9 protein-coding genes are annotated in these 12,897 nt (G+C 51.5%); 3 read left to right on the forward strand and 6 right to left on the reverse strand.

Features of this window, described 5'->3' with window-relative positions:
- Positions 1–58: 58 nt before the first annotated feature.
- Together P2H89_RS11680 and P2H89_RS11685 are read right to left on the reverse strand one after the other, a co-directional pair.
- A complete protein-coding gene (locus tag P2H89_RS11680; protein ID WP_275826925.1) occupies positions 59–2,434 on the reverse strand; it encodes an ABC transporter permease in 2,376 nt (791 codons plus the stop codon).
- 183 nt (positions 2,435–2,617) lie between these two features.
- Positions 2,618–3,415, reverse strand: coding sequence for an endonuclease/exonuclease/phosphatase family protein (locus P2H89_RS11685; RefSeq protein ID WP_275826926.1), 798 nt, complete (start codon positions 3,413–3,415; stop codon positions 2,618–2,620).
- Positions 3,416–3,551: 136 nt separating this feature from the next.
- Here P2H89_RS11685 and P2H89_RS11690 point away from each other — a divergent pair, with 136 nt between their 5' ends.
- Entirely contained in the window at positions 3,552–4,922 is a 1,371-nt protein-coding gene (locus P2H89_RS11690) for an alginate export family protein (protein WP_275826927.1), read from the forward strand.
- Positions 4,923–5,014: 92 nt separating this feature from the next.
- Here P2H89_RS11690 and P2H89_RS11695 read toward each other — a convergent pair whose 3' ends face one another.
- The 4 genes from P2H89_RS11695 to P2H89_RS11710 form a co-directional block, all read right to left on the reverse strand.
- Positions 5,015–6,439 (reverse strand): T9SS type A sorting domain-containing protein, encoded by a 1,425-nt coding sequence (locus P2H89_RS11695; RefSeq protein ID WP_275826928.1) that lies wholly within the window; start codon positions 6,437–6,439, stop codon positions 5,015–5,017.
- 60 nt (positions 6,440–6,499) lie between these two features.
- Positions 6,500–8,092, reverse strand: a complete 1,593-nt coding sequence (locus P2H89_RS11700; protein WP_275826929.1) for a glycosyl hydrolase family 18 protein — start codon at positions 8,090–8,092, stop codon at positions 6,500–6,502.
- 189 nt (positions 8,093–8,281) lie between these two features.
- A complete protein-coding gene (locus P2H89_RS11705) occupies positions 8,282–9,724 on the reverse strand; it encodes a carbohydrate-binding protein (protein ID WP_275826930.1) in 1,443 nt (480 codons plus the stop codon).
- 365 nt (positions 9,725–10,089) lie between these two features.
- Positions 10,090–11,757: an arylsulfatase gene (locus P2H89_RS11710; RefSeq protein WP_275826931.1), complete on the reverse strand. Its 1,668-nt coding sequence runs from the start codon at positions 11,755–11,757 to the stop codon at positions 10,090–10,092.
- A gap of 113 nt (positions 11,758–11,870) precedes the next feature.
- Between P2H89_RS11710 and P2H89_RS11715 the strand changes: the two genes are divergently transcribed.
- Together P2H89_RS11715 and P2H89_RS11720 are read left to right on the forward strand one after the other, a co-directional pair.
- A complete protein-coding gene (locus P2H89_RS11715) occupies positions 11,871–12,257 on the forward strand; it encodes a rhodanese-like domain-containing protein (RefSeq protein ID WP_275826932.1) in 387 nt (128 codons plus the stop codon).
- Positions 12,258–12,264: 7 nt separating this feature from the next.
- Positions 12,265–12,897: a LysE family transporter gene (locus P2H89_RS11720; RefSeq protein WP_275826933.1), complete on the forward strand. Its 633-nt coding sequence runs from the start codon at positions 12,265–12,267 to the stop codon at positions 12,895–12,897.

Here is a 12,897-nt window from a genome sequence, read left to right on the forward strand (position 1 = left end):
AAGAACTGACGGAAAGCACCCTTTTCAAGCGCCAACGCAATGGACAAATTGATACGTTTTATTCCGACCGTAAACTCTTGACGGGATTCATCAGGGCTGCTTTGATAGCCTGCACGCTCACGGTCATCAGGGTGATGGCCAAAGCGCCCAATGCAGTAACCGCAAAGATCCACCAGGATAGTGACGCGCGGTATTCGTAGTTGCCCAGCCAATCGCTCATGAAATAATAAGCCAGCGGTAAGGCGATCAGCAACGACAGGCCAACGAGCACTACAAACTCTTTCGACAATAGTCCCCATAGCTGAAGCACCGAAGCGCCTAACACTTTACGAACCCCGATCTCTTTGGTGCGCTTCTCTGCAATAAAGGATGAAAGACCAAACAGTCCCAGGCAGGATATGAAGATAGCCAGGACCGCAAAAAAGCTGGCCAGTTTGCCGATACGCTCCTCATGGCCAAACTTCTTGCCAAACCGCTCATCGACAAACGTATATTGAAACGGAGCGCCAGGATTGTAGGTCTTGAACACCTTGGCTACTTTCTCCAGCGACTCACTCGCCGTCATTGCGGGTGTAAGCCTGATGTCAATCACCGCCACCCCTTTGCCCAGCTTAAAGAAAGTGGGCTGCACCGGCGTAAACGGCGATTCACGCACCATATCTTTTACCACACCGATGATCTTATATTCTTTGCCGCCGCTTTTTACGAAAGCCCCCAGGGGCTGTTTATAGGCAATCAGTTTCACAGCCGCCTCATTCAATATGATCGCTGCAGAGTCTGATCCATAGGCCCGCGAAAAGTCGCGCCCCTGCGCCAGCTTCCACCCGATCGTTTTACCAAAGTCGTAGGTTACATTATTACTCATCACCAGCGGCGTGTTGTTCCTATTCTTTCCTTCCCAGAAAAAATCGGTAGTGCCGCCATCCTGACTGGTGATACCGCACGACGCACCCGCCATATCCACCACAGCGCCCGACGCCATCAGGTCGGTACGCAAAGGCCCCAGGTTACGACGGAGATCTGTCGTATTGATATTTACTTCGATCAATCCTTCCTGCGAATATCCCAACGGTCTGGTCCTTGCATGTTCTATTTGTCTAAATACGATGATGGTACAAATGATCAGCGCTACCGATACCGTAAACTGGAAGGTCACCAACGCCTTCCTTGGCAAGGCAGCGAAACGGCCTGCCCTGAATACCCCCTTCAACACTTTCACCGGCTTGAACGACGATAAATAGAAGGCGGGATAACTACCGGCCACCAATCCGGTGATCAAACTAAAGGCCAACAAGAGTCCCCAGAACAAGGGCTGCGGCCAAAGAATGGAAAGCTCTTTACCCGAAACGATATTGAAGAAGGGTAAACTCACCTGCACCAGCAAAAGCGCCAGGATGAGCGCCACCCCCACTACCAGGAGAGATTCGGTCAGGAACTGCACGATCAGTTGCCTCCTCTCGGAGCCGATCGCTTTACGGATGCCTACCTCACGCGCTCTCTTCTCGGACCGCGCCGTGCTGAGGTTCATAAAATTGATGCAAGCGAGCAGCAGGACAAAGACACCAATGATGCCAAACAGCCAAACGAAACGAATGGTGCCGCCATCATTCACCCCATTCTTAAAGCTTGAATACAAATGCCACTTGCTCATAGGATGCAGGAAGAATTCGGGCTTATAGGCCGGCGGATCTTCTCTTTTCATTCGGATGTCTCGGATCTTCGTCGACAAGGCAACCATATCGATACCTGGTTTCACCTGCACGAAAAGCTGGTAATTGTTATTGTCCCAATCCTTCACCGCCGCTTTCACGAAATTGTCGTTGGCCACATAAAGGTCCCACGGGGCCAGGAACTCCACACCCGCAAATTGGGTATTGCCGCCAAAGTCTTCGTATACCCCAGCCACCTTTACGGGCATTTTATTGTTGAGGGTGATCACCTGGTGTAAAGCCTCTCCGCGACCAAACAGGCTGGCGGCCAGTGAGCGGGAAAGCAGAATGGAATTAATATCACGCAACCCATTCCGATCGCCCGACAACATGCGCAACGACAACATGGATGGGAAAGATGGTTCTACATAATTGCCGCCTTTGCTGAATTGCTCCCCGCCAATCGCCACCACTGTTTCCTGCGTATGCGATGACATGCTCACTGCCTCAAAGTCGGGGTATTGGTTGCGCAACTCAGGGGCCAGAGGCGCCGGCATTACATCGTACGACGATTTATCGCCATCGCCAAAACGTACGAATTGCCACACCTTGGCCAGGCGGTCATAATGCTCAAAGGAGCGATTGAAAGAAAGTTCGTCAAATATCCATAATCCGATGAGGATAGCCACTGCCATGCCGGCAGCCAGGCCACTGATATTGATCAGCGAAGAAGACTTGTTCTTGAAAAGGCTGCGTACAGCGAGCTTGAAGTAGTTACGGAGCATAGCTTCGATGGTTTTGGCTGATGTAGCTGTACCATTAAAATGCCAAACTCCAGCTTTCTTATTCTCAAACACTTAGAAACGCAAAGGGCGTCACAGTGTTCGTTTTTGATACGTACACTGTACGCCCTTACCGCATGAAAAGTTGAACCTAAATGCCCGGAGACCGGGCAAACTGGCTACCTGCTACCATTTCAGCGTAGCGATCACCGGCAGGTGGTCTGACGCATATTTTTCGTCGATCACTGTATGGGAAACCACTGAAAATCCATTACCTGGCTTGAAGGCAATAAAGTCGATGGTCTTGGTGGGCACTTCCACCGGAATGGTAAAACCACAGTTCTGCGTGCAGGTGCGGGTAAAATGCTGGTCGAGCACATCGATCACCGGTCCGCCAGCCGTCGCATTCAGGTCGCCAGCTATGATCACCGGGCTGGTTTCTTTGGCTAAAATACCGGTGAGTGCATTGATCTGCAACACCCGGTTGGTATCGTTGCGCTGTGCATCGAGGTGCGTACAGGCCAAGACGATCTTTTTGCCATTCACTTCTATCCAGCCGGTCGATAACACGCGAGGTTCCCCATTGGTTCCCACGGCAGTAGGCAGAGGATAGGTAGTACCGCCATTGAGTGGCTGCCGCGAAAGGATGGCCACTCCGTATTGGCCGCCATCATAATCGATGGCCCTGGCGAAATAGAAGTTCATTTTCGTTTTCTCTGCCAGCAGCGAAGCCTCATTTACACCGGAACGCTTGGTATTGACGTCCACTTCCTGCAGTGCCACCACATCGGGCTTGTACTTATTGATCACCGCTGCAATGGCATCGAGATCTATAACACCAGGCTTGGAAGGCGGATTGGCATGATGAATATTATAGCTCATCACAGTGATCTCATTCTTGTTGGCCGAAGACGACACTTTCTTATTGACACCACAGGCAGTAGCAAACAGCAGGACCGCAAGGCAAATGACAGGTAAACGCATGACAGGTGATTTAAAGTTGGGCCCCAAGATAAAACAATGTTGGCAAGCACTGTTTTAAGTTTCTATGGTATGTACAACTTTTTATAGCATATAGCTATTGCCTGCCAGTTTGTGCCGGAATAATTTTGTGGAAGATATGAAATACCTCCTGGCCATACTGCTTTCCGCATCCCTGTTCATTACGCATGCCCAAACCGTACCGGCTTTCAAACCCCTCCGGTACGAGGAGGATTATTCCCGGCTGCAAAATGACAGCGCCCGAGGCTGGTACGAAAGAACGAAATACAGTCCGCTCAACAAGAGCGGCAACACCTATGTCAGCCTGGGCGGCGAAGCAAGGTTCCAGTATTTTCATTTCACCAACGAAGATTGGGGTGAAGCGCCCAAAGACAAAGATGGGTATGTATTGGCCCGCTACCTCTTACATGCCGACCTCCATACAGGCCATCACTTCCGTGCATTTTTACAACTGCAAAGCAGTCTGGTGAATGGCAAACTATCCACCAGCCCCGTAGAAGAAAACCCGCTTGAGGTACACCAGGCATTTGCCGACGCTGCCCTCATGAGCAATAGTACAAGGAAACTTATTATACGCATCGGCCGGCAGGAACTGCTCTATGGCATCCAGCGCATCATTGCTGTGCGCGATGGCCCCAATAACCGCCAGTCGTTCGATGCCGCCCGCGCCATTTATACCGAAGGGCCCTATCGCCTCGATGTATTCTATGGACATTTTGTGGCCGCGAAAAAGGGCATCTTCAATGACGGATTTAATCAACACGCGAAGCTATATGGCCTCTACCTCACCCGGAGCAATCTTCCGGTACTGCAAAACATCGACTTCTACTATCTCGGTCACTGGCGCGACAAAGCCCTATTCGACGAAGGCATTGGCAAAGAGAACCGGCATTCCTTGGGGGCGCATACATGGGGCGCAAGCGGGGGTTGGCGGTATGATGCGGAAGGCCTCTACCAGTTGGGCAGTTTCGCCGGCTCACCCATCCATGCCTGGACGGCTTCGCTGTACACCAGCTATAAATGGAAGAAAGTAAAGTTTACACCAGAACTTGGTTTGAAGACAGAACTCATTAGCGGAGACAAACAATATGACGATGGCCGTTTAAATACCTTCAACCCGCTATACCCGCGGGGCGCTTACTTCGGACAGGCAGCCTTGATCGGTCCGGTCAACCTGTTCGACATACATCCTTCCTTGTCACTGTCGTTGACAAAGAAGCTAACCTGGAATGTAGATTATGATCTATTCTGGCGTTACAGCCGCAACGATGGCATTTATGGACCCAATGTAGCGCTTCTCTATTCCGGGAAAGGTATTGCAGACAAACATATCGGCGACCAGCTGGCCATCGAATTTATTTACACACCCAATCCCTTCCTGTATTTCCGGGCAGAGTTCACCTGGTTCAACAGCGGCGCTTTTCTCAAAGCGGCCGGCCCCGGTAAAGACATTCTTTTTACCGGCCTCACAGCCCAGGTAAAGTTCTAAAAAGCATACAGACCATGGGAGACAGCGCAACCGACTCTCCATCCGGCCAACGCAGCCAACCATAGTCCATATGCAGTAATATGCAGTGAAGCTTATTTCACAAAGCGCTTCGTGACCGACTTACCTTCTTTCGTAAGGATCAAAGTATAAGTGCCTGCCGAAAGTTTCGACACATCGATCCTGTTAGATACCGGCTTGCCGCTCCACACCTGGCGCCCAGCTATATCATACACCCTTACCAAACCGCCCGACAGGTCTTCCCCCGACGACAGGTACAGTGTATTCAATACCGGGTTGGGATAGATCTCCAGCCCTTTGATGGTTTGCGCGGCCGCAACATCTACGGTGGTCTGGCCGGTTAACGTAGTAGGCGACTCACTGTTCACCACCACCACATTGGCCACCACCAGCGAAGAAGCAGCATCATTCCAGCTATCGTTCACCAGGCAATCGTCATCGGCCGTTTTCACCAGGGTAGTACCGCCGAAATTGTCGTGCTGATACAACGTTACCTTGTAACCATTCTGCACCCGCAGCGAAGAGATATCATCGTTCAGGATACCTTTCGCCTGCAATTGCGACAATGTATAACTGCCCGGCAACAAGGGGATCGCATAGCCGCCGTAACTGCAGTTTTTATACACGGTGACTGCCCCATCAGGATACGTGAAGGGAAAACTGATGCGCGCCTGGTTGAACTCGGTCTCGTAATTGGCCGGCCATCCAAAAGCCGCTGTAGCCAATGGCTTCAGGTTTACCCCGGCAGCACCACTCCAAAAGTGTACGAATTCACCCCAGTTCATACCGCGGCTATAGGCACTGCCACTTTTAGGAAAGTACTGCGACAGCAGGGTGAAATACCTGTTCAGCGTTTGCGTACCGCCGTAGGCATTGTAAATGGGATAGAACCAATCCCTGAACCAATAGGTATTGGCCCGGGGAAAACTGCTGGTGCCGTTGATCATCAGGTTGTACCAACGCGTAACGTCGCTGGTGCGCCCCAGACCGCGGTACACATCGTAAATAAAGATCTCGGCCCATTTACTGTCGCCCCAGATACCGAAAGCCGGGGAGTTCTTGACACCCTTGCTGGCGCCTTCCACGATATGCGCTACTTCATGCGTAACGATATCGAGGTCGTTATTGGCACCACTTGTCCAGGGCCCGGGACCCACGTCGATCATGTTGCGGTTATCGTGGCTGGCATCGAAGTAAGTAGAAGGATGCCCTCCACTGTACTTATTGGTATGGAACACGGCAAACAAATGCGGATCGCTGCCAAATGCACCATAGACCGATTTCGTATACCGCCAAACATCACCCACAAACGAATAGGGCCAGGTAATGGAATTGCTCACGTCGTTGTCGTAGTACACGGCCACGTCATTGTCGTAGAACTTTCTGTTGAGCAACTGGTTGTGTTCGAACCAATGCTCCTGCCAGGTAGTCGGCGGCGTTTGGGCGGCCGCAAAGCCCGTGAAAGAAAGGCATAGCAGGAAAAAGGAAAGATGTTTCATAATGAATCAAGGTTTAAATGTGAACGTATCCTGCTATGACACACGGAAGCAGCGCTACCATTAGTGCTCTTTGATAAATTGACGCTTCACCGTTTTATCCTTACGGGTAAACACCAGCGTGTACAGGCCAGGTGCCAGTTTGCTCACATCCAGCTGGTAGGTAGCCACTCTCGATGTAATGACCTGCCTGCCAGTGATATCGAACACCTGCAGGGTGCCACCCGAGAGATCTTCACCAGCCAGAATACTGAGCCTGTCACGCACCGGGTTGGGGAATAAGGTCCACTTACCGGCTCCCGGCTTTTCTGCTATTTTTCTTTCGGCCGCTGGGTTCACCTGCGTGATGACCCTGGCACCCGAAGGCCTGGTGATCTTGATCCAGTTGAGGTTCCAGCCACCCGCCTGTGCGTATACGCCTACATTATAGGTACCGGCATTCACGGTTACATTGTGCGAGATCGTTGTCCAGGTTTGCCAGCCACCGGTAGAAGGTACTGCCAAAGCCCCCAACTGGATGGAACCGGCATTGAGATCGAGCGACAAAGTGCCGCCGCCGCTCAAACTGGCCACCCGGTACTCCACTTTATAGGAGCCGCTCACCGGGAAATTGATATTGTAGAAAGCCATCCAATCGGTAGCGTCTATCCAACCCACATTCTGCCCGCCACCTGCATCGGTGCAAGCCTCCGTTTGCACGCCCGACATGGAATTGTAGCTCTCCGCCTGGATCGTAATGGTAGTACCCCCACCGCCGGTTCGCTGCAGCACCACTTCGTGTATGGCCGACAAGAGCGAGTTGGCACCAGTGGCATCCTGCGAGAGTTCCCACATCATGATGCCGCCGCCCTGATCGAAGGCCAGGTTGGTCTTGCTCTTGATGGTGGGGATGCCATTATACCCCACGCCGCTGAATACATCGGCATTGGGACTGGCGCCGCGCGCCAGCAAGGCCGCATACGACTCCCAGGACGGGCGGCCATAGAAAGGCACACCCAATATGGCCTTTGAAGCAGCCAATCCCCTGCCCTTCCAGTAATTGATGCTTTGCACCGCATAGTTGTAAGTAGAGTGGTCGAAGCTGTTGGCATCATAAGCCATGAGGTTGAGAAAATCGACCATATTGAACACGCTGCTGAGGATACTGCCACCATTGATGGCCACCACGGCAGCCGTGAGCAGTTTACCGCGGTTGTGCATCTCGGTCGATAGCTGCTGCATCAACGTCGCATAGTTATTGGCTGAAGCACCTGCGTCGGGATACTCCCAATCGATATCGATGCCATCGAGTCCATACTGGTTCACGAAGTTGATCATGTTGTTCACAAAAGTGTTTCGGTAAGTGGCGTTGCCCGCCAGGCTTTCAAAGGCGCCATCGTCGCCATTGTTCCAGCCGCCCACGGCAATGAGCACCTTCTTACCATTCGAATGTGCCAGCGATATCAGGCTTTGCAGCTTGGAAGGATTCTCGATGGCCTGTAAACCACCGGTAGAAGTTGGCAACAGGAAAGCATAATTAATATGGGTGAGCTTACTGTATTGGATAGCATTAACGCTACCCGCCCAGGAAGGCATATAGCCTACCACTTTAAACTGGGCCTGCAACCATTGAGAACCGAGGAGGAATAAGAGAAGAATGCAAGTTGATTTTTTCATGATCGTTTTATTTAAGTGAAAGAATGCAGGGTGCTGTATGGCATGCACCACCCGGCCCGGCACAAACGTTGTTGTACAGGCTACTGCAGCAGCAGCCTGTCCGGCCGGGTTATCCCAGTCGGGCATGGCTGCCTGTACAGTGCAGGCAGGCTACCTAAAACTCATTGATACAGGACGCGTGCAATTCACTTACTTGAGAAACCGTCTTGTTGTGGTTTTACCTTCTTTGGTAAACAACAAGGTATATACACCCGGCGTCAGCTTCGCTACATTGACCCGGTTGGTAGTTGCTGTTGCCGTCAATACCAGGCGACCCATCACGTCATAGATCCGCAACAATCCACCAGCAAGGTTCTCACCGGTATTGATCCGTAATTCATCTTTTACAGGATTCGGGAACAACTCAAATCCCTTAAGCGTTTCCGCAGCTCTTCGTTCTTCTGCAGCCGTGATCGTATTCGCCACCCTGGCGCTGCCCTGGCGGGTAATGCGGATCCAGTTCAGGTTCCATCCGCCCGCTTGTGCGAATACGCCTACATTATAGGTGCCGGCATTCACATTGACAGTATGTGAAATGGTGGTCCAGTTTTGCCAGCCACCGGTAGAAGGCACATTGAGTGCGCCCAGCTGTATAGAACCTGCATTGAGATCAAGCGACAAACGACCACCGCCGCTGAGGCTGGCCACCCGGTACTCTACGAGGTATGAACCACTGGTAGGGAAGTTGATGCTATTATAGGCCATCCAATCATTGGCATCGATGTAGCCCACATTCTGTCCGCCGCCGGCATCCGTACAAGCTTCGGTTTGAATGCCCAGCATATTGCTGTAGCTCTCCGCCTGTATGGTAACAGGGGAAGGACCACTGGTTTGCTGGTACACCCGCACATAATCAACATACATATTGGCGGGCATGGCTCCATTGTTGACCGTAAAGCCGGGCCAGTTGCCACCTATCGCCATATTGAGGATGAGGAAGAAGTTGTTATGGAACTCACCAGTGCCGTTAACCCCGTTGAGAATATTGGCTTCGTGAAACTGTACGCCATCTACGAACCATTTGATGGATGCCGCTGTCCACTCGATGGCATAGGTGTGAAAACCGGTAACACCCACGGCGGTATTACCACCATAAGATGCATAGTTGTTGTTTGGGTCCGACCAATGAATGGTGCCATACGTACGGCTCTCCGTATTGACGTGTTCCATCACATCGATCTCGCCGCAAGCCGGCCAGCCGGCCGTGCCTATATTATCGCCCAGCATCCAGAAAGCGGGCCATACGCCCTGGAAGGCAGGCATGGCTATACGGGCTTCTATCCTGCCATACCTCCAGGACCTACGGCCCTGCGTTTTCATTCTTGCTGATGTATAATTCTTTCCGCCAAAACTTTCATTACGGGCCGTGATCACCAGTTGACCGTTTTGCACGGTTGCATTCTGGGTACGATAGTATTGCATCTCGTTATTGCCCCAGCCTCCCGAGCCGGTGCCTGTTTCGAAGACCCAATCGGGTCCGATGCCATTGGTAAATTCATCCTGCCAAACCAGTTGCCAGGATTGCGCCTGCAGGGGCTGCTGTAATAAGAATAGAGGGAGTAATAAGAATACAGGGAGTGTAATTCTTTTCATAAGCAAGGTTTTAGTTGATGTGAATAGCGAAGCTACCTACAAGATAAGCTTTTTGTCTATTAGTTCCCGTTAGTCGTGCTTCTGTAATGGTTGTTTGTATCTATTTTTTTATTCACATAGTAATATCACGATAGCCACATCGTAGCTTCAACATGAAATCTTTTCATGCTGCTATGAAAGGTTTTCATCAACAGCTACAGTAGTCAACCACGTGGGTAGATTATACCACAGATTGATGCAACCGGGTGCAAGTGATACCACCTGCATCAGTACCATAAAAAATCCCCGGCACTAGCCGGGGAGTATATGCTAAGGCAGCATATCTATTTACCGATCCACCATGAGCGAATGCAACATCGCGGTCGTTACTTTTTAGGCAGTACATTATTTTGAGTGGCCCACTGCTGCCATAATTGTTGAAGCTCCTTCACTCTGCCGGGTTCTTTCGCCGAGAGATCATTGAGTTCCGTAGCATCTTCTTTCAGGTTGTACAAACGCCAGGTGCTGTCGTTGGAGGGCGCCACCAGTTTCCAGTCGCCCAGGCGTACATACTTTGCGTTGAAATGTTCGTTGAACAATGCCCTGCCCTGCTCCACCGCGTAGCCTTTAAATACAGGCACCAGACTAATACCATCCATCGCATTGATCGCATGACCGTTGTATTGTGTAGGGTACTTCGTTTTGGCCAACTCTATCACCGTGGCCATAAAGTCCATTACGTGACCAGTATGGTGAGTGATGCTTCCCTTCTTCAGCTTCATACCTTGCGGCCAGAATGCCACCATGGGTGTATTGATACCACCTTCATACGATTCGGCTTTCCAGAACCGGTAAGGCGTGTTCACCACATTCGACCAGCGCTCACCAATGGAAGCAAAACTGGTTTGTGGTCCGGGCATCACCTCTTTGTTGACAGGATACACCACCTTCTCGCCGGTGCGGGTTTGGCCCGGACGATCAAAACCCGGCCCATAGCGCGCAGCATTCTCGGCACTGGCGCCATTATCACTCAGGAAAAAGATCAGTGTGTTGTTCAATTGACCGGTGGCCTTTAATGTGGCGATGATGCGGCCAATGCCCTGGTCCATCCGGTCGATCATAGCAGCATGCACCGCCATGGCTTCCGCATCCCAGGCTTTATCGGGATTGTTTTCCCAACTCAGCTCGCTTTTGATCCTGGGTGATAAGGGTGTGGTCTTTGGATCGATCAGTCCCAACTTCACCATGCGGTTGTACCGGGCCTGCCGAATGCTATCCCAACCCACCTTATACGTTTCCTTGTATTGGGTGATGTCGGCGGGCAATGCCTGCAAGGGCCAGTGTGGGGCATTGTGCGCGAGATACAGGAAGAAAGGCTTGTTGCCTTTTCCAAACTCCTTGATATAGCTTATGGCGCTGTCGTTGAGCGCGTCTGTGTGGTAATAGTTGGCGGGCAGCTGCTCTACCGGTTTTGTGCCATTCACCAGGCTAAACGGATCGAAGAAATCGATCACCCCCCAAATAGTGCCATAGTACTTTTCAAAACCACGGTTTGCCGGGTATTGCTCCAGGGGCGAAAAGGCGGGATACGATGCCTGGTGGTTGAGCCACTTCAGCTGTTCCTGCGGGTTCGACTGTTCGAAGGTATTCGACACATGCCATTTGCCGCTCATGGCGGTACGGTAACCAGCAGAGCGCAACACCTCGGCGAGGGTAACGGCATTTTCCGTGAGGCGGCCATAATAACCGGGCCGGTTGCGATCGGTGGTCATTTCACCTATGCCTGCGCGGTGCTGGTATTGACCAGTGAGCAACGACGCCCTGGTGGGACAGCATCGGGAAGTGTTGTAAAAATTAGTGAACCGCACGCCATTGGCTGCGAGGTAATCTAGGTTGGGCGTTTTGATCTCGCTGCCGTAACAACCCAGGTCGGAGTAGCCAAGGTCGTCGGCGAGAATGATGATAATGTTGGGGCGGCTGTCTTTTTTCGTTTGCTGTGCCTGGCCAGCCATCGTAGCCAGCAGCGCAGCCAAAAGGATCGGGTGTTTCTTCATAAATTATTTCCTTTCCGTATCGTGCGGCCAGTATAAAGCACTGCCGCACAATTACGTATCTTTGGGAACAACGAGGAAACAAAATACTTAATCCATCTCAAACAAGTGCATTCATGAAGCATTTAATCAAAGCCTTCCTTCTTTTGTTCGTGTCGGGTGCAGCATCCGCCCAGAACAAAAGCAATGTATCTCCTGCTGAGTTCGAAAAAGGACTACAGGTTAAAGGCGTACAACTCGTCGATGTGCGACGCCCCGAGGAATACAAAGAAGGCCATCTGAAAGGCGCCGTATTGGCGAACTGGCAGGATGATAAACAGTTCCAGGCCCAGGCTGCCAAACTCGATAAAACAAAGCCAGTGTATGTTTACTGCCTGGCAGGTGTGCGCGGCGACAAAGCTGCCAGCTGGCTGGTGAAGAATGGTTTTACCAATGTCGTAAACCTCGACGGAGGCATTACGGCCTGGAAAGAGGCAGGAAAACCAATCGAAGCGGGGCACTGATAGACATATGACTGCTTTCATCAACTTCCTGTTGTCATTCACCCTGAGTTTCACAGGATCATTAACCCCGGGTACCGTTAATCTCAGTTCCGTTCAATTAGGGCTCAACAACAAGGCTTATCTGGCGTGGCGTTTTGCATTTGCTGCGGCGCTGATGGAATACATGTATGCCTGGCTGGCCGTTACGTTTGAGAAGATCATTACTTCCTCACCGGTCATCGTACAGAACTTCCACCTGCTGGCGGCAGTGGTGATGCTGACGCTGGGCATCCTCACGATCCGGTCGGCCAGCAAACCCACGAACCTGTCGCTGCGGTTTGAGAACAGTGGATTTCGGAGGGGGCTTGTACTGGGTTTATTGAATCCATTGGCCATGCCCTATTGGATCGGGATGGTGGCCTACCTGAAGAGTCAGCGTTGGGTTGACCTGTCGACTCCGCTGCAATTGCATAGTTTTCTATTGGGCGTATCGTCGGGGGTGTTCACCCTGCTGGTGCTGGTGGCCTATCTGGCAGGTAGGGTAATGAAATTGTTCCGGGAACACCAGGGCATCCGTAAATTTCCCGGTTACCTGATGTTAGTGCTGGGTATTTATGCCCTGATCCGTTATATTGTAATGCTTTTACAATCCGCTCCCTGA

This window comes from Paraflavitalea sp. CAU 1676 (assembly GCF_029223285.1).
Classification (GTDB): domain Bacteria; phylum Bacteroidota; class Bacteroidia; order Chitinophagales; family Chitinophagaceae; genus Paraflavitalea.

What these genes read in the sequence shown, in the direction of transcription:
- P2H89_RS11680 (WP_275826925.1), bottom strand. Translation starts at nt 2,434, where the DNA reads ATGCTCCGTAACTACTTCAAGCTCGCTGTACGCAGCCTTTTCAAGAAC.
- P2H89_RS11685 (WP_275826926.1), bottom strand. Translation starts at nt 3,415, where the DNA reads ATGCGTTTACCTGTCATTTGCCTTGCGGTCCTGCTGTTTGCTACTGCC.
- P2H89_RS11690 (WP_275826927.1), top strand. Translation starts at nt 3,552, where the DNA reads ATGAAATACCTCCTGGCCATACTGCTTTCCGCATCCCTGTTCATTACG.
- P2H89_RS11695 (WP_275826928.1), bottom strand. Translation starts at nt 6,439, where the DNA reads ATGAAACATCTTTCCTTTTTCCTGCTATGCCTTTCTTTCACGGGCTTT.
- P2H89_RS11700 (WP_275826929.1), bottom strand. Translation starts at nt 8,092, where the DNA reads ATGAAAAAATCAACTTGCATTCTTCTCTTATTCCTCCTCGGTTCTCAA.
- P2H89_RS11705 (WP_275826930.1), bottom strand. Translation starts at nt 9,724, where the DNA reads ATGAAAAGAATTACACTCCCTGTATTCTTATTACTCCCTCTATTCTTA.
- P2H89_RS11710 (WP_275826931.1), bottom strand. Translation starts at nt 11,757, where the DNA reads ATGAAGAAACACCCGATCCTTTTGGCTGCGCTGCTGGCTACGATGGCT.
- P2H89_RS11715 (WP_275826932.1), top strand. Translation starts at nt 11,871, where the DNA reads ATGAAGCATTTAATCAAAGCCTTCCTTCTTTTGTTCGTGTCGGGTGCA.
- P2H89_RS11720 (WP_275826933.1), top strand. Translation starts at nt 12,265, where the DNA reads ATGACTGCTTTCATCAACTTCCTGTTGTCATTCACCCTGAGTTTCACA.